General features: G+C 33.0%; 21 protein-coding genes. 1 reads left to right on the top strand and 20 read right to left on the bottom strand.

The features are described 5' to 3' along the window. Window positions 1-10 precede the first annotated feature (10 nt). From OLM57_RS16295 to OLM57_RS16320, 6 genes are all read right to left on the bottom strand, one after another. Window positions 11-1,612: a glycoside hydrolase family 32 protein gene (locus tag OLM57_RS16295; protein ID WP_264564752.1), complete on the bottom strand. Its 1,602-nt coding sequence runs from the start codon at window positions 1,610-1,612 to the stop codon at window positions 11-13. Beyond that, window positions 1,575-2,933 (bottom strand): sugar porter family MFS transporter, encoded by a 1,359-nt coding sequence (locus OLM57_RS16300; protein WP_264564753.1) that lies wholly within the window; start codon window positions 2,931-2,933, stop codon window positions 1,575-1,577. Before OLM57_RS16300 ends, OLM57_RS16295 begins: the two co-directional genes overlap by 38 nt. A gap of 230 nt (window positions 2,934-3,163) precedes the next feature. Continuing rightward, entirely contained in the window at window positions 3,164-5,902 is a 2,739-nt protein-coding gene (locus tag OLM57_RS16305) for a substrate-binding domain-containing protein (RefSeq protein WP_264564754.1), read from the bottom strand. Window positions 5,903-6,662: 760 nt separating this feature from the next. After that, a complete protein-coding gene (locus OLM57_RS16310) occupies window positions 6,663-6,881 on the bottom strand; it encodes a hypothetical protein (RefSeq protein WP_264564755.1) in 219 nt (72 codons plus the stop codon). Between the two features lies 1 nt (window position 6,882). Continuing rightward, a complete protein-coding gene (locus OLM57_RS16315) occupies window positions 6,883-7,170 on the bottom strand; it encodes a DUF1360 domain-containing protein (protein WP_264564756.1) in 288 nt (95 codons plus the stop codon). Between the two features lie 60 nt (window positions 7,171-7,230). Continuing rightward, window positions 7,231-9,342 carry a hypothetical protein gene (locus OLM57_RS16320; protein ID WP_264564757.1) on the bottom strand — a complete coding sequence of 704 codons (2,112 nt, stop codon included), beginning with the start codon at window positions 9,340-9,342 and terminating at the stop codon, window positions 7,231-7,233. Between the two features lie 395 nt (window positions 9,343-9,737). Here OLM57_RS16320 and OLM57_RS16325 point away from each other — a divergent pair, with 395 nt between their 5' ends. After that, window positions 9,738-10,298, top strand: a complete 561-nt coding sequence (locus tag OLM57_RS16325; RefSeq protein ID WP_264566919.1) for a DUF6642 family protein — start codon at window positions 9,738-9,740, stop codon at window positions 10,296-10,298. Between the two features lie 25 nt (window positions 10,299-10,323). Here OLM57_RS16325 and OLM57_RS16330 read toward each other — a convergent pair whose 3' ends face one another. From OLM57_RS16330 to OLM57_RS16395, 14 genes are all read right to left on the bottom strand, one after another. Further along, complete coding sequence (locus tag OLM57_RS16330) at window positions 10,324-11,622, bottom strand: AMP-binding protein (protein WP_264564758.1); 1,299 nt, start codon at window positions 11,620-11,622, stop codon at window positions 10,324-10,326. Next, entirely contained in the window at window positions 11,619-13,289 is a 1,671-nt protein-coding gene (locus tag OLM57_RS16335; RefSeq protein WP_264564759.1) for a C45 family autoproteolytic acyltransferase/hydolase, read from the bottom strand. Before OLM57_RS16335 ends, OLM57_RS16330 begins: the two co-directional genes overlap by 4 nt. A 3-nt stretch (window positions 13,290-13,292) precedes the next feature. Further along, window positions 13,293-14,822, bottom strand: a complete 1,530-nt coding sequence (locus OLM57_RS16340; protein WP_264564760.1) for a phytoene desaturase family protein — start codon at window positions 14,820-14,822, stop codon at window positions 13,293-13,295. Continuing rightward, window positions 14,822-18,508 carry a 1-acyl-sn-glycerol-3-phosphate acyltransferase gene (locus OLM57_RS16345; protein WP_264564761.1) on the bottom strand — a complete coding sequence of 1,229 codons (3,687 nt, stop codon included), beginning with the start codon at window positions 18,506-18,508 and terminating at the stop codon, window positions 14,822-14,824. The genes OLM57_RS16340 and OLM57_RS16345 overlap by 1 nt, the downstream gene beginning before the upstream one ends. Before the next feature lie 4 nt (window positions 18,509-18,512). Further along, window positions 18,513-19,694, bottom strand: coding sequence for a DUF2062 domain-containing protein (locus OLM57_RS16350; protein ID WP_264564762.1), 1,182 nt, complete (start codon window positions 19,692-19,694; stop codon window positions 18,513-18,515). Window positions 19,695-19,711: 17 nt separating this feature from the next. Next, window positions 19,712-20,197 (bottom strand): hypothetical protein, encoded by a 486-nt coding sequence (locus OLM57_RS16355; protein ID WP_264564763.1) that lies wholly within the window; start codon window positions 20,195-20,197, stop codon window positions 19,712-19,714. Between the two features lie 27 nt (window positions 20,198-20,224). Beyond that, window positions 20,225-20,602, bottom strand: coding sequence for a 3-hydroxyacyl-ACP dehydratase (locus tag OLM57_RS16360; RefSeq protein ID WP_264564764.1), 378 nt, complete (start codon window positions 20,600-20,602; stop codon window positions 20,225-20,227). Between the two features lie 7 nt (window positions 20,603-20,609). After that, complete coding sequence (locus tag OLM57_RS16365; RefSeq protein ID WP_264564765.1) at window positions 20,610-21,227, bottom strand: outer membrane beta-barrel protein; 618 nt, start codon at window positions 21,225-21,227, stop codon at window positions 20,610-20,612. 6 nt (window positions 21,228-21,233) lie between these two features. Continuing rightward, the gene (locus OLM57_RS16370) at window positions 21,234-21,941 is read right to left on the bottom strand and encodes a hypothetical protein (protein WP_264564766.1); all 708 of its coding nucleotides are present in this window, start codon (window positions 21,939-21,941) and stop codon (window positions 21,234-21,236) included. Continuing rightward, window positions 21,907-22,542 carry an outer membrane lipoprotein carrier protein LolA gene (locus tag OLM57_RS16375; protein ID WP_264564767.1) on the bottom strand — a complete coding sequence of 212 codons (636 nt, stop codon included), beginning with the start codon at window positions 22,540-22,542 and terminating at the stop codon, window positions 21,907-21,909. The genes OLM57_RS16370 and OLM57_RS16375 overlap by 35 nt, the downstream gene beginning before the upstream one ends. After that, entirely contained in the window at window positions 22,532-23,308 is a 777-nt protein-coding gene (locus OLM57_RS16380) for a polysaccharide deacetylase family protein (RefSeq protein WP_264564768.1), read from the bottom strand. Before OLM57_RS16380 ends, OLM57_RS16375 begins: the two co-directional genes overlap by 11 nt. After that, window positions 23,302-24,366, bottom strand: a complete 1,065-nt coding sequence (locus tag OLM57_RS16385; RefSeq protein WP_264564769.1) for a beta-ketoacyl synthase chain length factor — start codon at window positions 24,364-24,366, stop codon at window positions 23,302-23,304. The genes OLM57_RS16380 and OLM57_RS16385 overlap by 7 nt, the downstream gene beginning before the upstream one ends. Before the next feature lie 6 nt (window positions 24,367-24,372). Further along, a complete protein-coding gene (locus OLM57_RS16390; RefSeq protein ID WP_264564770.1) occupies window positions 24,373-25,575 on the bottom strand; it encodes a beta-ketoacyl-[acyl-carrier-protein] synthase family protein in 1,203 nt (400 codons plus the stop codon). Between the two features lie 115 nt (window positions 25,576-25,690). Further along, on the bottom strand, window positions 25,691-25,948 hold the full coding sequence (locus tag OLM57_RS16395) for a phosphopantetheine-binding protein (protein WP_264564771.1): 258 nt from the start codon (window positions 25,946-25,948) through the stop codon (window positions 25,691-25,693). Window positions 25,949-25,950 lie beyond the last annotated feature (2 nt).

Here is a 25,950-nt window from a genome sequence, read left to right on the forward strand (position 1 = left end):
GTTTGTGGTTTTAGTTAATATTTATTTGGTTAGTGATTAAATTATTGATTTCAATGTCTTCATTTGAAGAGGCTGAAAAACGGGTAAATGGTTGGGTTGTAAAAAACAATTCTGTCATTACTTTTTCGCCATTGTTATAAAATATTTCAATTGAAGTTTTATCAAGTACAATTTTAAGGTCAACTGCTTTTTGATTTTTATTCAAAAGTGCTTTTGAAATGGTTGAAGCAAATTTTTCAGAGAATTCTATTTTTCCAGATTTTGAACGATCAAGAAATAAGAAGTTTTCCGAATTATTAATTCCAAAAGTTAACGATTCGCCTTTTTCATTTGATAATGTAAAATTGTAAACAGCATTTTTCAAGTTTTCCAATCTAAAAGAGATTACGGCTTTGGTCAGATCAATTTTTCCAGATGGAACAATTTCAATATTTTGTTTAGCAGTGGGCTTTTTCCTTTTTTCAGATTTAGAATAATACTTCTCCAATTCTGAAACAGGATTACTGATCAAACTATAGTCATTATCCTTTTTGATCAATTGAATTTCACGCGGGATTGTCATACTGCTTCTCCAGCCAGTTGTTGGAACTTGTTGCGCATAATCCCAATTTGACATCCAACCGATAAATAATTTTCTTCCGTCAGAACTTGGAATATTGTTCCAGGTAACTCCTGCATAGTTATCTTTGCCATAGTCCAACCACACCGCTTTTTCATTGGCAACTCTTTGTGCAAAATTGGCATCTAAAGTAAAAGTCGTTCCATCAAAATCACCAATAAAATATTGTGTCCCCGAACCTCCATTTGCTCCTCCCGGATTCAAACTTTGAATTAAAACCCATTTGGTTTCATTAGTTCCTTTGACCTTCATCTGAAAGAAGTCTGGACATTCCCAAACTCCACCATGTGCACCAATATCCTTACCAAAATCGGATGCATATTCCCAGTTTTTAAGGTTCTTAGATTTGTAAAACTGAGCTCGGTCTTGTGCCGCCAAAATCATTATCCATTGCTTATGGGTATCATCCCAAGTCACTTTTGGATCACGAAAATCACGAATTCCAGGATTTTTCACGACAGGATTTCCTTCCTCAAATTTCTGCCATGTAAAACCATTGTTATTCGAATAAGCCATATCCTGCTGTTCGACATCGATTTTATTTTCCTTTTCCTTTGTCATATTGTGCAAAGTATAAATTGCCACAATTGGAGCTGTTTTACCGATACCCAAACCCGAAGTATTATTGACATCAACAACCGCACTTCCAGAAAAAATATATTTGTCTTTATCCGGATAAATTGCTATTGGCTGCTCTTCCCATTTAATTAAATCTTTACTGATTGCATGTCCCCAATGCATCGGTCCCCAAGTGTTTCCATCTGGATAGTATTGATAAAACAAATGATAGTTTCCATCGGCAAAGAACATTCCGTTAGGATCATTCATCCACCCTTTTTTAGGGCTGTAGTGAAAATTAGGACGATACATTTGTTCTTCTGTAGCAATTGAAGCGGAGACGGCAGCAGTTTGTGCAAAAGCTGGTTTACAACCTCCTATCGATAATAATGCAGCACTATACAATGCCAGCGGCAGATGTTTCTTTGATTTCATTTTTTTTGATTTTTTTTCTAGTTAGATTTTCACTTAATACTTCTAAAGAAATTCCTTTGGTTTCAGGCATAATAAAAATCACAAACAGTAATTGCAATACCATCATTAATGCAAAAATTAAGAATACGGTAGCCGTCCCTATTTCAGAGAACAACATTGGAATCAATGATGGAATTATTGCTGCCAAAACCCAATGCACGGAACTTCCGAAAGCTTGTCCTGAAGCTCGAATATGATTTGGAAAAATTTCTGAGATGAAAACCCATATAACTGCCCCTTGACCAATGGCATGTGAAGCAATAAATAAGAAAAGAAAAACAGGTACCGATAAACCTCCCCAGTTGTAATAAAAAGAGGCGGATACTAAACCCAACGAAATGATATACCCAACAGAACCAAAGTACATTAACAACTTTCTTCCTAATTTGTCAATTAATGCAACTCCGATTAAAGTAAATATAAGATTTGTGATTCCGATCCCGATGCTGCTTAATAAAGCGGTATTTTGTCCTAAACCTGCTTCTTCAAAAATTCTTGGAGCATAATACAAAAAGGCATTTATTCCTGAAAACTGATTGAAAAACGCAATCAAAAAAGCTAAAATTAATGGAAAACGATACTTCTTCATGAAAATATTTTCATGTTTTTTAGCACGATTCTCATTGCTGTCATCTATTAAACTCTTAATATCTGCAGCAGGATCAATTTTGAAAAGTATCAAACGTGCTTCATCAATACGGTTCTTAGACAGAAGCCATCTTGGACTTTCTGGAATAACCAATATAAAAAGAAGGTAAATAAATGATGGGAAAGCCTGAACTCCAATCATCCATCGCCAGGAATTCTCACCAATATCTTTCAAGAAAAAATTAGAAACAAATGCAACCAGAATTCCCAAAACGATATTAAACTGATACAAAGCAACCAAACGCCCACGCTTGTCAGCAGGTGCTATTTCAGAAACATAAGCAGGTGCAGCTATCGTTGATGCCCCAACCCCAATGCCTCCTAAAAATCTAAAAGCAGCAAAAACATAAGGATTGTTTGCAAATGCCGCCCCTATAGCAGAAACAAGAAACAAAACCCCTATCCAGAATAATGTCTTTTTTCTACCAATTTTATTTGTTGGAATCCCTCCAAAAATGGCACCAATCACAGTTCCCCAAAGCGCCATTGCCATAACAACAGATCCATGAAAAGCATCAGATGAATGCCAAAGAAGCTGCAATTGTTTATCAGCTCCAGAAATAACTACGGTATCAAAACCGAATAGAAAACCTGCCAGTGCAGCAGTAACAGACCAAAGTAATATCTTATTCATTGTACATGTATTAAAAACTTGTTGCTAAGATATCCGCAAAAAAAACAACTTATTTTTAACGATGTTACAATTTAATTCCTCAATTATTATTGGTTTCGCATTTTAAGATTAAGACCTTTATTTTCAAGTGTTTACGTTAATTTTTAATTATTTACGAAAACCTTGTAGTTTCGATTCTGTTACATAACGTTCAAAATTGATACCTAAAATGATATCAATTTTGTAACTAATTAATTTGAAGATTTGTATTCTTTAGGTGATATTCCAAATTTATTCTTAAAAGCAGTAGAAAAGTAGTTTGGAGAAGAGAATCCAAGAGAGTATGCAATTTCAGAAATATTCATTGTATTTGACTTTAAGAGCTCTGCTGCTTTCTCCAGTTTTACATTATTAATATGATCACTTATATTAATGCCAATTATAGCTTTTACTTTACGATACAATTGTACTCTGGAAACATTAAGCTTTTCTGCTAGGTCTTCAACTGAAAATTTTGGATTTTCGACATTTAAATTAATGATATCATTCATCTTAGTGATAAATGATTGTTCTTGATTTCCAAATTTTGATTCCGGTTCTACTCTATATATATTGTTGGTATAATAATATCTTAGTTTTTCTCTATTAAAAAGTAAACTCGAAATAGATTGTCTTAAAACAGAAAGACTGAATGGCTTGGTAAGATATTGATCTACCCCACTTTCTAATCCTTTCAAAACGGACTCCTTATTGCTTTGTGCCGTTAAAATAATAATTGGAATGTGTGATGTCCTTAAATCTTTCTTTAATTCCTTACTAATTTCATAACCATTTTTATCTACCAAATTGATATCACAAATAATAATATCAGGTATAATTTCCATTGCTTTCTCGACTGCATCACTTCCATCCGACAAGTAAACAGAATATTCATTTGAGAGCTTTACTTTTAAAAATGCAACTAATTCGACATTATCTTCAATAATCAACAATGTGTGCTTTTCTGATTCCGAATGTGCTTTGGCAATTTCTATATCAGCCTCTGAATTTATATTGTCAATTAAAAAATTAGATGTATTATTTTGATTGTCAATTTTATCAACAATTTCCGAAGCCTTTAAATGCTTATTTCCTTTAAGTAATGTAACTATAAATTCACATCCTTGCTTTGATTTCAATTCAATCTTACCGTGATGCAACTCCACGAACTCTTCTGATAAATACAATCCAATTCCTGAACTGTTTTTATTGTTATTTGACGCGCGAAAAAAAGGATTAAATACCATATCCAATTCATTTTCAGGAATTCCTATTCCGGAATCCTTAAAACAAATCTTTACCGTATTATCCGAGTTTTCAATAATTGCAATAATTATTTTTCCGTTGTCCGGAGTAAATTTAAAGGCATTTGAAAGTAGATTAAAATAAACCTTATCCATCAAACCTCTATCAATAAACAACTCAAGGTTTTTGTTTTTGCAAGTCAATTGAAAATCAATATTTCTCCGGGCCGCTTCACCCTTAAAATTCGCCATTACGTCAATGCTGAAATTGTAAATTTTGGTATTTGATGCTCTTAAAGTAAACTTTTGCTCTTCTATTTTTCTAAAATCCAGCAACTGATTAATCAATCTCAATAATCGATTGGAGTTTTTATGAATTAACTTTACTTCTTCTATAAGTGCTGTACCTTTAATTTTGTCGTTTTCAATCAAAGACTCCACATAACTCATTATCAAAGTAATAGGTGTTTTAAATTCATGCGATAATCCTGTAAAGAAATTTAATTTTGCTTCGTTACTTTTTTTAGCAATTTCAGATATCTTCTGAATTTCATTGTTTTGATCAATTACAGTTTGGTTAATAAGTTCCAATTTTTTTTTATTCCTCGAAATAGAAATTGTTGAATATATACTATATATAGCAAGGCTTAAAATGATAATCAGGAAAAAACTTAACAATCGCACTAAATTATTCTGAGAAGCATATTCTTTTTCTTGTACTTTAATTGCTCCTTGTTGCGATTCGATAACTTTTTGCTGCTGATCCACTTTATCCATTTGATTTTCAATAATTTCAGCATTTACCTGATCAATCACAATCGTTTTTAATATATTGTTTTTAGCAATTGGTTCATTATTGTATATTTTTAATGCAAGTTTTAAAGCCTCATTCCCACCTGTCGGGTACAATATTGTCCCATCCAAAATGCCGTTTTTAACTAGTTCAATCCCCCCATTTATAGAATTTAATCCGTCTACTCCAATAAATTTTATTTTTTTTTCAAGCCCCAATGTTTTTGCTGTTTCCCATGCACTCAAAGCCATCCTGTCATTATGAGCAAAAATATATTCGACATCATGATTTTGTAATAAGATTTTTCTCAAAGGTTCTTTAACTGATTCTTTTTCCCAGTCACCCTGTATTGTATTTATGATTTTAAATCGAGGATTATCTTGAATAATTTGATTAAAACCAATACTGCGTTCGTATGCAGGTGAAGAGCCACTTGCTCCCATAATTTCAATTATCTTTCCAGATCCCCGACTTTTGGATATAATATACTTTGCCGCAATTCGACCTACTTCAATATTATCAGCTCCAAGATAAGCTGTATATTTTTCACTGTCAATTTTTCTATCAACTACCAATACTGGAATACCGGCTTTTATTGATTTTTCTACAACTGCAGTAAGTGGTTTAGATTCAATTGGAGATACAATAATGACATCTACTTTATTTGAAATAAACCTTTCAATGTCTTCAATTTGTTTATCTACATTATTATTGGCATCCCTTATGGTAAGATTAACTTCAGGTCGTAAAGAGGCCTCAACTTTTATGGAACTATTCATTTGTTTACGCCAATCATCTGTAGTCATAGCTTGCGAAAAACCAACTTTTATTTTATTACCACTTTCTTGTTTACAAGATACTAAACTGAGTGAAGCTAAAAATAATAGCAATGTATATTTGATAATAGGATTCATAACACAATAAAATTTTGGTAAATAGATTTGTTTTCGAAATAAAGTATTTTAAATTACTATTATCAAAAATAATTAGGAAGGATTTTTTAATTATGATAAGGAAGGAAGTAGTAATAATTAAAAAGTAAAATTAAACTTTTATTTTATGTCTTCAAAATTGTAACTACACATAATTAAATTAATTACAAAATATATTTTTACATTGATGTGCAGTATTATTTTTTCTTGTCCACTAATACGGCTTGAAAAAAAATACATCTCCAATTTAAGATTCTCTGGTGTTACTTCAAATGATTGAATGGTACTATATTGTTCCTAACTTCAAAGTAATAATATTCTAGGCATAATCTTTTGTTTCTTTTGCATCAAGACAAATCGAAGATTCAACGAACACCACTTATAAAAAATTTAAAGGAGCTAAAAGAAAAAATCTGGGGTCACAATAAGAAGATCCGTTCGATGATTTTTAAAAATAATATATTGATTACTAATATTTTATTTGTTTTGCGCCGAGGCAAATCGAAGATTCAGCGAACACTGATTATAATAAAATTTACGTGAGTTTAAAGAAAAAACTCTCTTATACTCGACAAGTTCCAGATGCATTTTCAGAGGGAGATAATGGCCGTAACGAGGTTATCCTTGTTTTTACACATTATTCGTGCTTTCAATTAATTTATCATCAAAGCTTTAGTTATTACAGAAAGGCCTTTCTTCCTTTTTTATTTCTCCACTTGTGTTAAGAAAACTTTTATTGTTCCTAAATTAATTGCAAACCTTGTGCATTCGTCAAACTAATAGCATCACGTTTATCTACCCAATTGATGTCATTTATTTCTCTAAATATATAAGTTCTTCCAGTGAAGTCTCCGTTTAATACAATAGGTTTGTTTTTAACCAATTTCACCTTAACCATTCCTTTTGGAATTTGACTATTGGCTGCTGAATACGTAGAGCGTTGCTGATTACAATTGCACATATTAATTAAAATTTTTGTTGGTTAATTTTTCCAGTAAAATAGAAGCACCTGAATAATATAGCGTTAAAACTACTATTTCCTGCCAGCATCGCGAAACAAAACAGGCACACAGTAGCCCAATCCAAATACTAAGACAATAAAAACAATCCATCAATGTTCCGAAAAAAGAATTGCCTGCAAACTTTCTGATTTTGATGATGAAATCAAAAGGACCGTCCTCTGAGCTGATCAAATGGGTTAGTCGCCAAACAATAATTACAACAATAAAATATTTTTCCAAATCATTCATGTTTTTTAAGAATAAAAAAAAGCTGCCGAAAGGAATCCCGGCAACTTTTATATTGTTATGCTATTTTTTTTCTTTTAAACAAATATTGTAAGAGGCTGGCGTATAATGTCCAACACCCTGACTATCTACAATGGTTTTATCAACTGCATATAAGGATATGCTTCCGCAAGGATAAGCATTTGCCAGTGTAACGATACTAAAACTGGTGCCGGGCAATGCAGGCGTATTAGTGGTACCCGATGGATCAGCTGTACCTGTTCCCCATGTACTACCAAAACTCCAGTAATAAAGGTTTTTGTCATACACATAGAAAGTTCCATTTATGGTGTCTCCTTTGGCGTAATGCGTACAATCTCCTTGATCATCTATTTGCAATTGAATTACCGGAGCGGTATTATCCATTTGTATGGTTTTAGAAAATACCCCTGGTATGGTATCTACTTCCATCTCAATCAAAAATTTATCTTCTGTACCCGGCGTAAATCGTGCCAAAACATTTAAAGTATTTTTTGAAACATCCAAAAATGGATAATAACCTCCTGAGTCAGGGGTTTGCGTGGTGTATTGCACCCAAGGTGAAAAAGGAAGCGAACCTACTACAGTAAATGAATCACTGGCATAAGTAAATGTTCCGTCTACCAGATTTGTGATTTTTATTTTGTAACGATACCCCGGGAATGAAGGGCCGTTTAATACTACGATACCTCCAAACGGCGCTCCGGTTGGTACAGGAACACCATTGAATGCAAAAAATGCACCTGTAGATGTTAGACCCGTTGCATCGTTTACGTGAGCAACATCGATTCCTCCGATGATATTAAACAACGGAATCACATCGCCGGGATTTAATTCGATACCCGGTTTAATTTGCACATGGCTATCGATTCTGTTGCCATAATATTCCAATTTATTTGGATTCGTTGTTGATGGTGCCAAATTCCATGACAATACACCACGCACTTTTATTACGTTTGGATTACTGCATAATTTTCTATGAAAAGTTGCATCCAATGGCAAAGAAACAGAATAAGACAAGTGATCTCCTTTCATATCAATATCATGAACTTTCAACTCAACTGTATTTACATATTGCCAGGCGCAACTATCGTCCCAATCTACCCAAAAAGAAATATATTCCTTGCTTCCAGGGTCGCAAAGATCACCTATGAAACCAGTTTTCTTTTTAATTTTCAAGGTAGCCACCAAACTTTCCGTAGCATAATCCAATCCAACACATTCCAATTCTTCAAAGTCAACATTGGCTTTGGATGTGTCTATTGGGAGGGCAATGATTTGATCTATAATTGAATTAATATTAATGTTCAATTTTTCTAACATTGATTTATCCATAATCGTCAATTCGGATGTTGGATATTTAATCATGTTGTACACCTTTTTGTAAACAGTTCGGGATGCAGGAACTTTTAATTTATCGTATTTGGCAACCAAATCGCTTAATGAAAGTGTTGGTGCAATTGTCGCAAGCTGATCAATATCAAACCCTGTAATATCTTTCAACTGTTTTGTGGTTAGATTAGGAGATGCTTTTGCAATTTCAAAATAGTGAGACCAGTCAATCTCAAAATCTTTTGGATTAAATTTCCAAGATGGTTTAAACTGAACATCACTATCCATCCTACTTCCCCATACAGGCAACCAATTTGGTGAAGCTGCTGGTGGATCAACGCTCCAAGATAGAATGGCCCGCAAAGTGGGCAATAAAGGAGAACTGCAACCCGAAAATCTATTGGTTTTTTTCTTTAATGTAGCCACATATTGAATTGGGAAAATATATTTTCCGTTGCAATCTTTGTGGTTCGGTATGTCATGCACGTTGACAGCCACAGACCCTTGATCTATAAAACCGGCTCCATCGTGAAAATCCAAATAAAACCTTACGTGTTCAAATGAACCAAAATGACATAAATTACCAGAATACCCCGATGGTCTTTTGATAGAAAAGGTAGCTTCCATGTTTGTTGTGTCAGGATTATAACCAACACAGGTAAGTTGTTCATAACCCGTATCGGATACGAGTTGCATAATTGGTTTTAGCTTGCTTCCCACAATATTGCCAAAATAATTAGGATTTTTTGCAAGCATGTGACTAAAATGTGAACGCTCTGGTTTCACAATTAAATCTGGACTTTTCTCTGAATTTTCTATTTTCATTTTCTTAATTAATTTTATGTGCCAACTCTTTGATTGGATTTTCGGCTTACTCCATTAATTATTTTTCTATTGCTAAATATTACAAAAAGAGATATTACTAAAATGCTATAAAAGAGGCAAGAAAATCAATTACTAAAAAAATACAAATCATTTTTTGGGGCTTATTTCACAAATAATGAAAACTAATAATCAAAATTATTATTTTTATAAAAATTCAATTAACGTATAAATACTTGTTTTTAAGATACTTATGTTAAATAATAAAATAAATTAAATTGAACCTCAATTTCTCTTACAATAAAATTTACAACTACTCTATGCATCATTAAAATAAAATCTTGAAGCTATTGACTCCACAAAAACATTTCTATATTTGCATTCTAGCACAGTATTTCATGGATTACGATCAATTTATTTTCTGTCTCGAAGCCGTTGTCGATGTAGAAACGAGCACCATTACCGAAGTTGTTAAAAATCTGGAACAATTAGCCGCAGAAGAAGGTATTGCCAGCATTTATAAAACCTGCGATACTATAGAAGGATTGGAAGAAAGCTTGAATGCCTTGCTCTATGATGATCACAATTTTAAAGATTATGAAATCATTTACATGGTCATGCAGGGTGAAGAAAACAATATTTGTCTTAATGAATATTACTATAGTTTTGAAGAATTAGCCGAACTATTTGAAGGAAAAATGAAAGGTAAGATTATACATTTTGCCAATGCCAAAGTTGTAAACTTAAGCGAAGAAGAAGCACAATATTTTCTGGATGTTACAGGAGCGCGGGCAGTTTCAGGTTATGGAACTGCATTTCGCGACCTAAACAGTTATCCAATAGACAAAGCTTTCTTCAGCCTCTATCAAGATAATAATGATGTGGTTGAGATTGTGGAAGAGTTATTTCAAAAACACTATGCGCTTTGCAAACTGCTCGATTTCAGACTGTATTATTAGTTGGTGAGCCTCAGTAATTCCTACTTTAAACTATACTTTTTCTTTTGTCGAAAAAGTGAATTGGTTTTCTGCTCATTGGGTTAAAAATTAACGATTTTAAAGCTTCATTGGTCGTAAACTCAATTTTTGGTGATACCCGCAACTTGGCTCTGAAATGGTCTTTTAATTCTTGTAAAAAAGCATCTGAAGGTTCTTTTACAGCTATTTTTATCATAATTTCATCTGTACCCAATTCGTTTGTTGAAATTTCGATAATGTGGCTTTCTATAGCATCAAAATCATTCAAAACATCATTCATTGCTGGCGGATACAAGGTTGTTCCTTTGTATTTTATCATTTGCTGTTTTCTTCCAATAACAGGACCAACACGCATTGTATTACGCCCGCACAAACAAGGATCTGAATACAATTGTACAATATCACCAGTTTTGAAACGAACCAATGGCATCGCTTCTATCCCTAAAGTAGTAAAAGTCAGTTCTCCGGCTTCTCCGTTTTTTACCCGATTATTTTGTTCGTCCAATACTTCGACTATAATCAATTCGGGATGATGATGTCCTCCTACTCCATGTTGGCATTCGGTAAAAGCTGTACTCATTTCGGTAGAAGCATAGGTAGAAAACAACTTAATATTCCATTTATCCGTAATTTTTTTAGACAACACATTCATACTAAAATCTTGATTTCTCAAAGATTCTCCTATACAAATAGCGCCTTTTATACTCGAATTATTAAAATCGATTTTATGATTTTCGGCATATTCAATCAACTTCAAAAGGAAAGAAGGGACGGTTATCAAATAGGTAGGTTTGTATTTTAGGATTGAATCCCATTGCAGTTCGGGAATTCCGGCGCCAACCCGAATGACTCCAACTTTCATTTTTCTAAGACCCAAAAAATAAGCCAAACCTGCCATAAAACGCCTATCTATAGTAGTCATTAACTGTACAATATCACCTTCTTTGATACCGGCACAATCAAACGAAATGGCTTCATTATAGGCCAATCGATCCAAGTCTTTGTCTGTTAATCCAAAGGTTACTGGATCACCCAAAGTTCCTGATGTAGTGGCATAATCAATAATTGCATTTGCAGGAACACACAAAAAATCATCATTGTATTTTTGTAAATCTTCCTTTAAGGTAACAGGTAAAAGTGACAAATCCTCCAGTGTTTTTATACGGCTAATATCAATATTCTTGCTGGCATACAATTTTTTGTAAAAAGGAGAATGGGTGTTTACATACTTCAAAAGTTCGGATAACTTTTCCTCTTGAAAGGTTTTAATTTCGTCTGAAGTAGCGGTCTCTATCTTTGGAATCATTGTAGTTTTCTTTTAATTTTCTTTAGGTATTTTTCTATTGCTTCTTTTTGAGGCAGTGTTGTAATCTCTTTGGTCAAGGCTTTATTGAATTGTTCCTGCGCCAATGCATATTCTCCTTTTTGATAATAATAAACACCCACTTTATTATAAACCACCCAATAATCCGGATTCAACGATTGATAATTGGCAATAAAATTCTCAGGTAACTCTTTTTTGTTTTCTAAAAAAATGTCCATTTTACGATCTTCGATTCGGAACAACTCATAATTTTTATATTGGGTAGTTTCCAGAAAAGGATCTTTGGCAATATTTAATTTTTCGTCTTCCAATGAAACTATTGAATCATTCTGTTTTCTATATTTAAAAACTGTATTCAAATCGTAACACACAAATTCTCCCATCTGATAAGGATTTGCAGAAACCCAAACCAACAATTGAGCCGGTTTGAAAACAATTCCGTGATGGGATAACAACTGATTTATTGCTTTTTCATTACCATATCCCAAAGGTAAATCATTTAACCCGTCTTTGTTTCTAAGAATATCAACAGCAATCTGAGGTGTTATTTTTGGACTTTTATCCAATAATTGGGTCATTCTGTCAAAACGATATTGCGAATGGCTGTCCTTAATTTGTTTTAGATTTCGCTCATTATTCTTCAACCCCTCACTCTGAAAATGATTGGAACAAATTAATTCATTGCCATCGTTTACCTCAAACACTTCCAGTCTATCTGGTGCAATTTCTATTAAAACGGCCTTATTATCTTTGGCGCTTCCGACCATTATAGATTCAGAAACAAAAACTTTTTTACTTTTGGCAATTTCGACTGCTTCGTCTATTGTTGATGCATACTGAATAATTTCGCGTGTCAAAATAGAAATGGGTGTTTTTGCAACTAATGGAATCTTAGATTTCCCGGCATTGATGGTAACGGTCAACCCTTCCATATTCATACCAGAACATACTCCAATCATTCCAGGCCAGGTAACCATCATAAAAGGATGTCCTTCTTTCGGTTTTATAAACGTGACTATTTTATCTTTCGCGAAAGCGTCTCCCGCATAAAAATCAAAATTCCTACCCAAAATTAAGCTACCGTCTTCGGATTTATCACCCCAAACTGCAAATGAAGTGCAGCCTACCAAAGCCAAATCCTGTACTGCATGCCCTATATCATGAGCACCATGCAAATACAAATCCCTTAAAAAATTTGGCGCTATATAGTCTAAATCTTTTGGTGCATAACGGGAAATACCAAAAATCTCAGATTGATATTCATTGGCAACATTGAGATATAATTTTCGATTATACCATTTTAAAAAGTTTCTCAATACTTGCTTTTTGAAATTTGAAGGAACAATTTGATTTATCTTATCAAAAAAAACATATTCCTGTTTCTTTAATAGAGAATCCGACAAACTTCCGATCATCAGGCCTCTTTCCAAAGGATCGCCTTCTACATAAAGTTCCCAAAGATTCTGTTTGTTCTTTAGCAAAAAATTATTGCCAGAATAAAAAACAGTATTCGATTGTTTTTTTACAGTTGGAAGCGATTTATCATATGCTGTCAAGTCAGGTTGATGATGCATTGAATTGGATGTACCACAAGAAGTCACTAAAAAAACAGAAACAACTAAAATAATATATCGAATTTGCTTTTTCATTTGCTAAATCTCGCCTGAACTATTGCTTGAATTAATTTTGTTCACTAAGTACTCTTTCCCAACGATTTCAGAGCAGGTGACCACTGCCCCAATTGTTACTCCCAGAACACCGTGCATGTTTATACTTTGACCTGTTAGATAAAGGTTATCCAGCTTTGTTTTTGATGCTATAAAGGTTTTCATTGGGTTATTCGAATCCTTTTCGTAACCATACATATTGCCGTTGTGACCACCAATATAATCTCTATACGAAAGTGGTGTCGAACTATGAACCGACTTGATACAATCCTTTATACCCGGGAATTTGAGTTCAATTTCTTCCAGAAAACGTTCTGTTTTTCTAGTTTTAAAAGCATCGTAACTTTCTCCCCTGTCTTCTTTTTCGGCAGTAGTATTATACGTTTGTTCCCAGGGTTTTAAATCCTCAAATTTCATGTAGGTTATAAAAGTCATTCCCTCTGCCCAGCCATCGTTCTTTTTGGAAGCATTCATTGATGCCATAAAAGCTTTAGGCCAAGTTTCATCGGTATATTCATGGGCAGTCCAAACTTCAGCACTATTCTTAAAATGGTAATAGTTTCGGTTTAAATATTTGAATGATTCCGGTTTAAAAACAATGTACAGACTAAATGCAGAAACACCTCCTTCCAGACTGGAAATTCTATTTACAAAAGCCTTTCTGAAATTATCTTCCCCTGCCATTTTTAAAGTAGCCTTCGGATCTATATTGGATATAAAGTATTGGCCAAAAACGACAGAACCATCTTTCATTTTGGCGCATTTCACTGCATTTTTTTCTACTTCAAGCTCTACAACTTCTTTGTATTTATAAACTTCGCCACCGTGCTTTTTGAGTTGTTTTATCAACTGCTTAGTAATCTGGCTTCCTCCATTTATACAACGCCAGGCACTTTGGATATACGAATTAACAGAAAGAGCATGAACATAAAAAGGAGATTTATCGGCAATTCCGGCATACAAAAAATTGGTTCCGCCAAGCACTGCTCTCAGCATCTCATTTGTTGTCAGTTCGTCTATAAACTGTTTGGCATTGACAGAGAGAATCGAATTATCATATTGACCTTCTGCTTTTAAATTATAAAGAGGAAACGAATCACAGGTGGCAATTATCGCATCACAATATTTTTGAATCGTTTCCCTTTCTTCCGGAAACGACTTGACTAATTGATTTATAAAATTATCATAACCCTGAGCATGTGGAAATTCTTGATTTTTATCTTCAAAAGAAACGATATCAAATCCGTCCAGATCTAATTGCTTTAGTTTCAAATCGTCCATAATACCCAGATATTTAAAATATCGGTACAGATTCTGGCCTTCACTTAAACCGCCGATATAATGAATTCCTGTATCAAAAATAGTTTTATCACGCACAAACGTTTGCAGATTTCCTCCAAACTGATTGTTTTTTTCAAGCACACAAACCTTGTAGCCTTCTTTGGCCAGGATTATAGCAGAGACCAATCCGCCCAATCCGCTTCCAATTATTACTACATCATAATGCTCTTTCATTACTGTATTTTTTTCTTTAACACGATTAAATTAAGTATTTCCTCTTCTATTTCAAAACCCAAAGCTAAAATACTATCTTTTAGAGTATTCACATTCAATAAAATAATTGTAGTTACCAAATTACATATTTCATCAAAATTAATCTCCAATTCATTATTTGAAATCAAAACAACATTGTATTTTTTTTGAACCAATTCCTTTACATTTTCAATGTAATGAATGTTCCTTTTCTTTAAGATATAATTGGTTTTGGCAACGGCTCTATTCCATTCATTCGAAATAAATGAATCGATTTTTCTTTGTGGTTCCTGCAAAGAAAGCAAGATATCCAATTGTCCAAAATCATTGGCTATATGCAGTATTTTGGCTTTAGAATCAATATATATATTCAATTCATGATATAATTCTAAATTTGTGGCCAAATCCTTTTTCACAACCTTAATCACTTCAGATTCTTTATAATCAAAACTATTGAGAATCATTTTTTTGAAATAATTTGGTCCTTCCAGATCCAGACGCATTTTTTTATAATGTGCTTTAAAAAACGAACTTAATTTCTTTGTCCGTTCACCATAGTCATTCCCAAAAGTCAAATCATTTGGAGTAATTCTGTCTAAAATTTCAACCGTAGTTTGTCCACCGTTAATGATAAAATCACCCTTTGGCAATACCTCTGAATAACCATGAATTATAACTGGTACAATATCCAATTCCAATTGTTCGGCCAAATAAAAAGCACCCTTATGAAATCTGTTTATCAAATTGGTATCGGAGCGGCTGCCCTCAGGAAATACCATAATTGAAAAACCTTGCTCTACTTTGTCCCGCAAATGTTCGACTCCGTTACCAACTCCGCTTGACACAGGGTAAAAACCAGCCAAACGAACCCCTTTTCCAAAAACAGGAGAATTATATACCCAATCACTAACCAAAAATACAATCTTAGGACTCAGCATCCCGACAGCCAAAATATCGAGGAATGAACTATGATTGGCAATAATGACAGCTGGTTTATCAAATTTTTCGTTGGATACATTACTTATTTTTCGCTTTAAAGAAGGGTAGGTCAATAATACCGAATACATGAATTTTGATAATACGAAATGAAAAACATTCAGTTTTTTACTTTTCGAAAAAGGCAAAACTGTCATAAGAACTACACTTACAATAGACAGCAAAAAACCACCTAATCCAAAATAAATAAAGGAAAGAGTAGAATGAATCAATCTTTTTATTTCAAAAGGAGCTTGCCCTTTCTTGACCCTATGGGTTACAAAGAAAGCAAAAACTAAAGGCTGAATGATAAACGTAATCAACAAAGCCGAAAATATTCCTATTATAGCAATTAAAGAAATAGATTTTAATGCCGGATGTTTTGCGAAAATGAGCACGCCAATCCCAAGAATTGTCGTAGCCACCGAAAGCAATATCGAAGTACGGTAACTTGGCAATTCTATTTTTCCAAAAGTATATTCCTTTTGTAAAGCAGAGGTCATAAAGATGCTATAATCTACTCCTATTCCAAAAATTAATGTACATACAATGATATTAACAACATTAAATTGCAATCCAAAAATTCCCATTAATCCGGTTGTAAAAATCCAACTGATTAGGATTGGAATAATAGTAACAATAACCAATTCTATTTTTCGAAAAGCAAACAAAAGAATGAAAAATACAGCAATAAAAGAATAATTTACCAAATCTTCAAAGTTGGTTTTTAGTGTTCCCAAGAAAGTTTCGTTGGTTTGCTGTCTGTCTATAACCACTAGATTGGGCTGCTTTTTTATTGCATTTACAAAGGCATCTCTTTTTTCACCAGGCACTTTTACCAAGGTGGAAATGGTGTAGAAACCATTCTTTTGAGTTACAAATTCATCAAGAAAAAAAGATTTTACTTTAAGGTATTCTTCTATTTTTATAGGAGCAAAATTTTTATTAATCAATTCATAAAAACCCGAAAATGTATTGGCTTTAAAACCAAATTGATTTCCTTCCTGAATTAAGGCATTCGCAAGATTTGATTTTTTTGAAGCGTTCCAAAAAGTATTCCATTCCTCTATTTTTTGTTTTTGAACGTCTGCCGCAAAAACAATACCGCCAATTGAACTAAAATTCAATATTTCCTTTGAATTTTTATTTTTGTCTAAAGCTTTAAAAAGGCTATTGTTATTGGCTACGACTTCATCATAGCTTTTGCCGTAAGTTGCCAAATAAATAGATTTTGAATCATTATTGGCAATATGATCTAATTGTTTTTCAGCCGATTTTAGCTCCGGACTCATGAAATTCAAGGCCGAAAGATCATTGTTAAAAGTTACTTTTGAATAAGTAAAAAGTGATACAATTAATAGAAGAAAAACCGATGCCAGCAAAAATTTATTTTTATGGTAGGAATAGGCACCAAGCGAATCAATGAAATTAGGTTTTGGAACAAATATTTTGGTATTTGTCCGATACAAAATTGGAATTAAAACCAATGAAAAAACAGAAGTGGAAACCACACTCAATGCAGCAAAAATACCTAAATCCTGCAAAGCTTCCGATTTTATAAAAAACAAACACAAAAACGTGATAGAGGTTGTAATTCCGCAAAGTAACAATGGCTTAGTAATGTCTTTATAAAGCAGTTTTACATTTTTGTTGTTTCGCAAATGCGTTAAAACATAAATAGAATAATCTGTAGTTTCTCCCAATAAAATGGAACTTATTCCCAAAGAAATTGCAGAAATAGTTCCCTTAAAAAAATACAAACAGGCAAGGGCAAACAATGCCCCAAACAATGAGGGAATAAAAATAATTATCGGAGTGGATACACTTCTGTAGAAAAAAGCCAAAATCAAAATTAATGTTACACCGGCAAATATCGATGTATTCTTCACATCAGCTTTCATTTGGGTAGCATTGGCAACAGCAACCGGAGTAGCACCAAAATAAATCATTCCAACCCTACCCTTAAATTTAGCGTTTAAGTTGTTTTTAATTTTTTCCAAATTCTCAATAAACAAAGTATTATTATCTGTTTCATTGGTTTCCAATTTAGGAGTTACAAAAAGCAGTAAATTTTTCCTGTCTTTGGTTAAAACAAATCCATTTTGCAATTCAAAGTCATCTCCTACACTAAGTTGCTGTAATTTCTTTAAAGCAATAAAAGAAATTCCAAGTGGATCTTTTAGGATAAAATCTTTAGAAATAAGTCCAGTGGGAGAAATTAGCGACTTATAATTGGCCGCAACGCCAGCTGCGATACTATCTCGCTTTAATTTATTCTCAATAACAGCATAATCTTTTTGATCCAGAAAAAGAGGCAAATTTGCATATACAAAATCATAGGTTTCTTGTATATTTTCATCTTCAATTTTGCCTTGCACCTTTTTTACAAACGGCTTGCAATCTGTATTCAAACTATCAATAAAAGCATTGGCATATTCCGTTAAATCATCTGTAGTACCACCCTTTTTCTTGGAAACAAGAATGGTAATTTTATCTGCAAAATTGACTTGTTCCAGCACTTTTGTTGTTACACCAGACGCATCATTTGAAGGTATTAATTGATTTATATTTTCCTGAAAAGAAATACGGGTTGCAAAGAAACCCAGCAAAAACAGTAAAGTAAAGCCAATACCTATCGAAAGGAATTTATTATTTGTAATAAATGAATATAAATCAAATAAACGGTTGCGCATGCTGCTATTTTTTATGTTTAAAATTATTTACAAAAGTCAACAGCAAATAACTGGTTGTACCAAAAAGCAACGCCATAAGAGTCGCCAAAACAAAACTTCCCACCAAATATTGACTTATGTTTTTTTGAATATCAGCAAAAGTCATTTCCGTATTTAAAAGTAATGGTTTGTCACTTATAATAAAGTAACTCCCAATTTTCAAAGATCCGTAAATTACAAAAGGAATTAACGGCGGAAAACTAATGTTAGAAAATGCAAAAGCTATAGCTTTATTCAACTTAAATAATACAGCCAAAGCAATAACTATAATGGTTTGAAAACCCCAAAAAGGCGATATACCTATAAAAACGCCCAAGGCAATTGATGTTGCTTTTCGGGCATTCGAATCATTGCTTTCCAATACATTTTCCAAGAAAAATTTCTTAATTCCTTTTTTTTTTAGTTTTTGAAAAAAATGGCGAGGTTTGATATAAAACAAAGCGATTGTAACCAAAACCGTGTTTAAAATACTGATTCTTGTAAAATCTTTGAAAGGACGAAAATGAGAAACACGTTCTGACGGATCGTACAAAACTTGGATTGGAATGTTTTTTACCGGAACATTATTCCATGCAGCACGCACAATTACTTCAATCTCAAACTCAAATTTATTGGTAAAATAACGACTTGGAATTTTATCTAAAGGGTACAATCTAAAACCCGATTGTGTGTCTTCCAGTTTGTTTCCGGTTTCGAACCAAAACCAAAAATTGGAAAATTTATTGCCAAAACTACTTTTTTTAGGCACATTTTCATGCGTCATATTACGGCTTCCTATCAAAAGTACATCTCCTTCGTTTTTAAGAGCCTCAATAAAACCGGGAATATCTGAGGCAAAATGTTGCCCGTCGGAATCAATTGTTATGGCATAATTGTAATTTAATTCGATTGCCTTTTTAAAACCATTTCGAATAGCAGTTCCTTTGCCTGAATTTTTATGATGATGAATTTGAACAACATTTTGATACTTTTCAAGAATTTGAAAAGTTGTATCCGTAGAACCGTCATTGACTACAATAACATCTGAAGTATGGACCAAAATGGAATCTAAAACGCGTTTCAAGGTTTTGTGATTATTGTATGTAGGTACAATAACACAAATTTTAGCTTCTTTTATACTTTTATCTTCATAAAAATTAGACTCCATTTTGACGTATTCGTTTACTAATTTACCAACAGCTTTTCGGCTGATGTAAAGCTTTTGGATTGCGTTATAAAATTACCTATATATTCTTTTAAAATTCCAGTTTGCTCCTTATAATGGTCCAACAGAAACTTTTTATCTTCCTTTTTATCTCCTCTATAATTAACAATTTTAGGAACATTTTCCTGAATGCTTAGCCGAACCAAACGGATTTCAATGTTATTGGGTTCGCTGGCAACCGCAAATTCAATTAAATCTGCTCCTTCTTTGAATTTTTTGGATTTGTTCGAAATCTTCTTTTCCAATTTTGATAGTATGACAATAGAAGCACCTTTGTAAGCAACTAAGGTCTTATTGTCTTCTTTAGAAACATCGGCAAGTTTTGCTGAAAATTCTTTGGCATTAGTTTCAGAATTATTGGCGGTAGCGTATAATTTTCTAACTTCGGCAATAGTAGGATTACCATTAAAAGTAAAAAAAAGAATGCAGGCAAAAAATGTTTTCATCAAAAATGAAATTAAAAATTAATTATTTTAAGATTCTATTTTTCGGTAGACACTGCTCAATTTTAAGGCAACAGTTTCATTAAAATAACTGATATTTTTCACTTTTACCAAATCGTCCTCAGTTGTTGTAATATCCAGTTCCAAGCGCAATTCCGGAGTGTTGAATGGGTTAATTAATGCCATGAATTTAACATTCGATAGGGATTGCATAAACAAAGAACTTTCGGTAATTTGCTCCGTAAGTTCTTTAATAATTTGCATCATACATACCCCTGGCATTATAGGATTACCTGGAAAATGTCCATTGAAAACATCATGCTCTTCATTTATTAAAATCATTGCCAAATATTTTGATTCAGCGGTTTTTTCTAATGAAGTTATTGTATAAAAATCTTGTAATAACATGTTTTTTTTATTTTACATCAAAAGTATACGTTCCACCAATTGAGAAAACTACATTGGTGTGATTACTGTCAAAGTCAATAACCGGAATAATACCCTTTTTTACTCTTGCTTCTATTCCAAAATTTGGCGTGAGATTTACACCCATTCCCAATACAAAAGCCATATCAACATTGGTATCGGTATCAAAGTTTTTGTTCACCACAAAATCAAGAGTTGGGCCTAAATGAACATTAAACTTATCGTTGAAAGTAAATTTATTCATGATCTCGAAAGACAAATAATCCACATTTAAATCAACATTTCTATTGGTTGATGAACTATAATTTGAGCCTTGAGATGAATAATCAATTTCTGGTTGCAGCGTATAATATTTAGAGAGTTTCAAAGCGCCATAAAATCCGATATAAAAACTTGTTTTTGTACTGTAATCTATATTGTTTGAACTAGAATTGCTATTTGGATTATAAGGATCATAATAATAATTATTCCCTTTGGTAAAATGAGAAAAATTGGCTCCTGCCCTTAACCCTGGTCTAAAAGTAACCTGAGCCTGAGTTTGCAAGCTTGCAAAAAAAGTAAAAAGGATTATAACTATTCCTGCGACACTTTGATTATTTAATTTCATGATGGATTAATTTGTAGGTTCTTCATTCGTAGGCTCTTCATTTACAGGCGCTTCGGTGGATTGTTCTTTAGCACCGTCTTCCTTAAAATAATTTAATTCAATTTTTAATGGTATGCCCTTATGCTTAATGACAATTCTCGAGGCAAAAATATTGTTTTCTGAAGCAAAAAAGAGGGTTATTTTTTCTTTTCTTTTCGAAGCATGAATAATTTTGTTTAAACTGTTATCGGATTTGAAAACAAAAAGATAATTCAACATCTTGCCCTGTTTGGAGAGATAGATTTTATTTTGTTGGTTTTCAAACTGAGCTTTAGTCACATAATGACTTCGCAACAGTAATCTAAAATCTGATTTCAATGTATTAATCAGTATTTTTTTATTCAATTCATCTACAATTGAATTTACTTTAAAATCAGTTTCTGATATTTCAAAATCCAATAATTTATTACCAAATTCGGTTGTAAAAGCGACTCTGTGTGTCGTTTCATTAATTTTCTTGGCAATAAAAATACCCGTCAATTCTTTTCCATAAACCGTGATATTGGCTTTGTAAACATAATCGATATCTGGGTTTGAAAAATAAGGAACTTCAAAAGAAGTTTTTTCTAAATTAGTGGGCTGGTAGCCCTTTACAACTTTGTTTGTAGTGCATGAAATTAAAAAAAGCAGCAATAAATAGCTAATTCGTAAAGGCAGATTCGTCGATTTTTGCATTGATTATTTTGTTTTTAAAAACAATTCGGGTATAATCTGACGATGATTCCAACAATTTAACTTGAACCACGGTAGCCTCCTCTTTGTCAAAAGTTAATTCAATTTGCTTGATATATTTCTTTAAAGTTGCATCTTTTGGAATAAATTTACTAATATTTTGCTCTTTATTTTTAAAATATGTTATAGAAAATTCATTATCATCAAATAAATCGCCACTTACACTGCCAACGATCAGCTTATTTATTTTCCCGAAAAGCTTACTATTCCCAATATCTACGGCACTTTTTTTACCTTCATCGTTAATCAATATTTTTCCATTCTTAAAAATAATAGAATAACTGTATGGCTTTTTATATTGCCAAAGCAAAGTATTCGGCTCCTTAAAAATCATTTTTCCGGAAGTTTCAATATCTTTCGATAAGAAATCCAAATGCTTGTATTGTACAAAATCTGTATTCAAACTCTTGATTTTTTTTGCCATTACAGCAACAGACTGTTTAAAAGCAACAATTTCGCTTTCAACCATTTTTTGCTCTTGCGCTAATGCTTTAAATTGAAAACCAATTAGAAACAGCACTATTATATAAATTTTAATCTTCATAAGCTTTGATATGCAACAGTTGCTCTAGTGAAACAACCGTATAATTATTTTTTTGTAAAAATTGCAATATTTGTTCCAATACAATTACCGTTTGCAGGGATGTATCATGCAAAAGTACAATTCCTCCGGGTTTAATCCTTTTAATAACTCTTTCAAAAATAAATTTTTCGTTTTTTATAATACCATCCAATGACCTAATATTCCAACCAATTGTTTTGTGTTTGGTAACGGCCAGAGCTCTTCGAATTGAAGGATTGGTAACTCCATACGGCGGTCTAAACAGTGTTGTTTTTTTTCCTGTAACCGATTCAATCAAGGCATCCGTTTTTTTAATTTCGGCTATCACGCGGTCTTTTCTATAAAAATCAAAAACCGACGAATGACTATACGAATGATTTCCAATCACATGACCTTCGTCAATAATTTTTTTTAAGTTTTCCGGATGTGATTCGACATTTTTTCCGATGCAAAAAAAAGTAGCTTTAACATTGTACTTCTTTAAAACATCAAGAACTGGCAGAGTAAAATCATGGGGGCCATCATCAAATGTAATTGCAATTTTCTTGTCAGTTTCTGTTGGATTATTGCAGTAGGCATTGACATGATAATTTAATGAAATAAAAGAGGAACCAATCAAAACTACCAAGAACCAAAGACAAGCAACCATTATAAAGTACTTGATTTCAATAGCTACAAAAAAACTAAAAAAAGTGAGTAGCATCAAAATCGAAATAAAAAAAACAGCTGTTATTTTGTGTTTTAGCATTTTGTTATTAAAGTAAAACTATGGTCAATTCCGTTACGCTGATTGTATAAAAGAATGGTTTTATATTCTGATTTTTCCAAAGTATTCACTTTTATTATTTCGGGAATAGTTTGGGTTTTAATGATTTTTACTGCAACCCACAACCCGAATGCCGAGGCAGTATCATATTCGCCAATCAAATGCTTGTAGTACATTTGCGGTGTATTTGCAAAACTTCTTTCAGATAGGTTTTTATAATACAAATCAGATTCTACATCACCATTATATCCAAGAACTACAGCATCAATCGTTTCTGGATTCAAATTATTCGAATTTAAAAACTCTATGATTTTATTTTCAACTTCAGAAATATCTAATGCATTAATGATTTCAATATCCAAAATTTCAACCTGCGAATTTTCTTTTTTTTCATTCTCTAAAACAAAAAAAGTGGATCCTTCACTAAAAACAACCCCCTTTGTAGTGGATCCCAAAACAGAAAAAGGTTTTTCATTTTCTTTTTTTATAAATCCTGCCAACTTAAAAAGTGAAGCCGTGTAATCGGCAATTTCATCAATTCCTCCAACTAAAACAGAAGTTGCATCATGCTCTTCGATCTTCATTTTGGCGTCGAGTAATGCAGATTCAAACGAAATCGATCCGTTTACATAAGTCAAATTATACGATTTACACTGTAAACCCAATGCAATCTGACCACCAACTGTATTGTGTGTCGATTGAATAAAAGATGTTGGTGTTAAAAACTGTTCGTCATTATCGAGAATGGCTTTTAAAAATTTCTCCGAATCTTCAATGCAACCCATTCCAGTTCCTGTAATAATTGCATCAACAGACTCCAATTTTGCTTCTCTCAAAGCAAGTATCGAAGCTACAATACCATTTTTAACTCCTTTTGCCATTCTTCGAATAGCAACCGGAGGAATAAAATCCTTATAAACAGGTGTTTTTAATGGTAAAAAAATATCATTGTTATTAACTTCGGCCTCTTCCAAAAAAACAGTATCGAATGTTTTTTGAGCAGAAATACAACCTAATCCGTTGATATATGTCTTTTTCATAAAATTCTATTCGCTTTTTGAAAATATAAGAGTCGAACAATTACCCCCAAAACCAAAAGAATTGGATAATACATGTTCAATATTTTTGTGCTTCAAGGTTGTTTGCGGAATCAAATTAAATTCTGTCATTGGTGTTTTGAAATTCAAATTAGGAAAAACCACATTATGCTGAATTGCCAACACACTAAAGACCGCCTCAATTGCTGCAGCAGCTGCCAAAGTATGTCCCGTAAAAGGTTTGGTGGAACTAAAATCTGGTGCATTGTTTTCTCCAAAAATGCGAACCATCGCTCGACCTTCGGACAAATCATTATTGGGCGTTGCAGTACCGTGAACATTGATATAATCAATTTGCTCTCGCTTTAATTGTGCTACCTGAAAAGCTTTTTCCATCGCTAAAAAAGCACCATCTCCATTCTCTGAAGAGGCCGTTTGATGAAAAGCATCATTTGCATTGCCATAACCAGAAACTCTGGCCAGTACTTTCTTGTTTTCTTTTTTTACAATTTCATCTGATTCAAGGACCAGATAAGCAGCAGCTTCACCCAGATTCAGCCCTTTACGATCGTTATCAAACGGAGTATTATATCCATCTGATAAAATCATTAAGGTCTTAAACCCATTGATTGTAAATTTTGACAAAGCATCTGTTCCACCAACAATAACGCGATCCAGTTTGCCCGATTTTATCAAACGGGCACCCAGCATAATGGCGTTCGCCGCCGAAGAACAGGCAGTGCTGATGGTGGTAACCATTCCAATTAGCCCCAATTCACTTGCAATTTTATCGGTAACATCCCCGGCATTATGGCTACTGATGTATTTTATAGTCTCTGGATTTTCAAAATATTCATAGTAGAAGCGTTCCGTCATATCCATTCCGCCCACACTAGTTGCCGAAACCAAACCTGTTTTATATTCGTTAATCGAAGTAATACCCGCATTTTTTACGGCTTGTTTTGCTGCAATTGCACCAAGCATAGCTGTTCTGGAAAAATTATTATCTCGATCTAACTTCAATTCTTCAATTAATTCCTGATTGTTTTTTTTAATTTCCCCTACTTTAATGACATCAGCATGTACTGTCGAAATATTTTCGATGGTTGTAATTGCTACCTGGCTGTTCAGCAAGGCGTTAAAATTTTCTTCAACGGTATTTCCGATGGAAGAAATTATACCCATACCCGTTATGGCGACTCCTTTATTCATTTTAGATTGCTAGATTATTAGACTTCTTGGATTATTTAGATTGCTTAAATTATTAGATGATTAAAATACTCCTGTTTTATAAACGTTTTAATATCTAAAAGTCTAAATTCTAAAATTATTTCACCCTATTGGCAGCAATATAGGCAGCCATGGTTTCTATAGATTGAAAAATAGTTTTTCCTTCTTTTGGGTCAATTAATTTTATTCCGTAATCCTTGTCCAACATAACAATAAGTTCTAATGCATCGATAGAATCAAGTCCTAGCCCATCGCCAAATAAGGCATCATCATCATTGATATCTTCTATTGTTATATCTTCAAGGTTCAAAACTTCAATGATTTTACTTTTTAATTCTTGTTTTAATGCTTCCATAA

Origin of the sequence: Flavobacterium sp. N3904 (genome assembly GCF_025947305.1) — a bacterium.
Lineage (GTDB): Bacteria > Bacteroidota > Bacteroidia > Flavobacteriales > Flavobacteriaceae > Flavobacterium.

Bases quoted from the DNA above. Each gene is read 5' to 3' on its own strand.
- OLM57_RS16305 (WP_264564754.1), bottom strand. From the start codon at position 5,902: ATGAATCCTATTATCAAATATACATTGCTATTATTTTTAGCTTCACTC.
- OLM57_RS16385 (WP_264564769.1), bottom strand. From the start codon at position 24,366: ATGAAAAAGACATATATCAACGGATTAGGTTGTATTTCTGCTCAAAAA.
- OLM57_RS16330 (WP_264564758.1), bottom strand. From the start codon at position 11,622: ATGATTCCAAAGATAGAGACCGCTACTTCAGACGAAATTAAAACCTTT.
- OLM57_RS16335 (WP_264564759.1), bottom strand. From the start codon at position 13,289: ATGAAAAAGCAAATTCGATATATTATTTTAGTTGTTTCTGTTTTTTTA.
- OLM57_RS16365 (WP_264564765.1), bottom strand. From the start codon at position 21,227: ATGAAATTAAATAATCAAAGTGTCGCAGGAATAGTTATAATCCTTTTT.
- OLM57_RS16360 (WP_264564764.1), bottom strand. From the start codon at position 20,602: ATGTTATTACAAGATTTTTATACAATAACTTCATTAGAAAAAACCGCT.
- OLM57_RS16345 (WP_264564761.1), bottom strand. From the start codon at position 18,508: ATGCGCAACCGTTTATTTGATTTATATTCATTTATTACAAATAATAAA.
- OLM57_RS16370 (WP_264564766.1), bottom strand. From the start codon at position 21,941: ATGCAAAAATCGACGAATCTGCCTTTACGAATTAGCTATTTATTGCTG.
- OLM57_RS16395 (WP_264564771.1), bottom strand. From the start codon at position 25,948: ATGGAAGCATTAAAACAAGAATTAAAAAGTAAAATCATTGAAGTTTTG.
- OLM57_RS16320 (WP_264564757.1), bottom strand. From the start codon at position 9,342: ATGAAAATAGAAAATTCAGAGAAAAGTCCAGATTTAATTGTGAAACCA.
- OLM57_RS16340 (WP_264564760.1), bottom strand. From the start codon at position 14,822: ATGAAAGAGCATTATGATGTAGTAATAATTGGAAGCGGATTGGGCGGA.
- OLM57_RS16380 (WP_264564768.1), bottom strand. From the start codon at position 23,308: ATGCTAAAACACAAAATAACAGCTGTTTTTTTTATTTCGATTTTGATG.
- OLM57_RS16300 (WP_264564753.1), bottom strand. From the start codon at position 2,933: ATGAATAAGATATTACTTTGGTCTGTTACTGCTGCACTGGCAGGTTTT.
- OLM57_RS16295 (WP_264564752.1), bottom strand. From the start codon at position 1,612: ATGAAATCAAAGAAACATCTGCCGCTGGCATTGTATAGTGCTGCATTA.
- OLM57_RS16350 (WP_264564762.1), bottom strand. From the start codon at position 19,694: ATGGAGTCTAATTTTTATGAAGATAAAAGTATAAAAGAAGCTAAAATT.
- OLM57_RS16310 (WP_264564755.1), bottom strand. From the start codon at position 6,881: ATGTGCAATTGTAATCAGCAACGCTCTACGTATTCAGCAGCCAATAGT.
- OLM57_RS16390 (WP_264564770.1), bottom strand. From the start codon at position 25,575: ATGAATAAAGGAGTCGCCATAACGGGTATGGGTATAATTTCTTCCATC.
- OLM57_RS16355 (WP_264564763.1), bottom strand. From the start codon at position 20,197: ATGAAAACATTTTTTGCCTGCATTCTTTTTTTTACTTTTAATGGTAAT.
- OLM57_RS16375 (WP_264564767.1), bottom strand. From the start codon at position 22,542: ATGAAGATTAAAATTTATATAATAGTGCTGTTTCTAATTGGTTTTCAA.
- OLM57_RS16315 (WP_264564756.1), bottom strand. From the start codon at position 7,170: ATGAATGATTTGGAAAAATATTTTATTGTTGTAATTATTGTTTGGCGA.
- OLM57_RS16325 (WP_264566919.1), top strand. From the start codon at position 9,738: ATGGATTACGATCAATTTATTTTCTGTCTCGAAGCCGTTGTCGATGTA.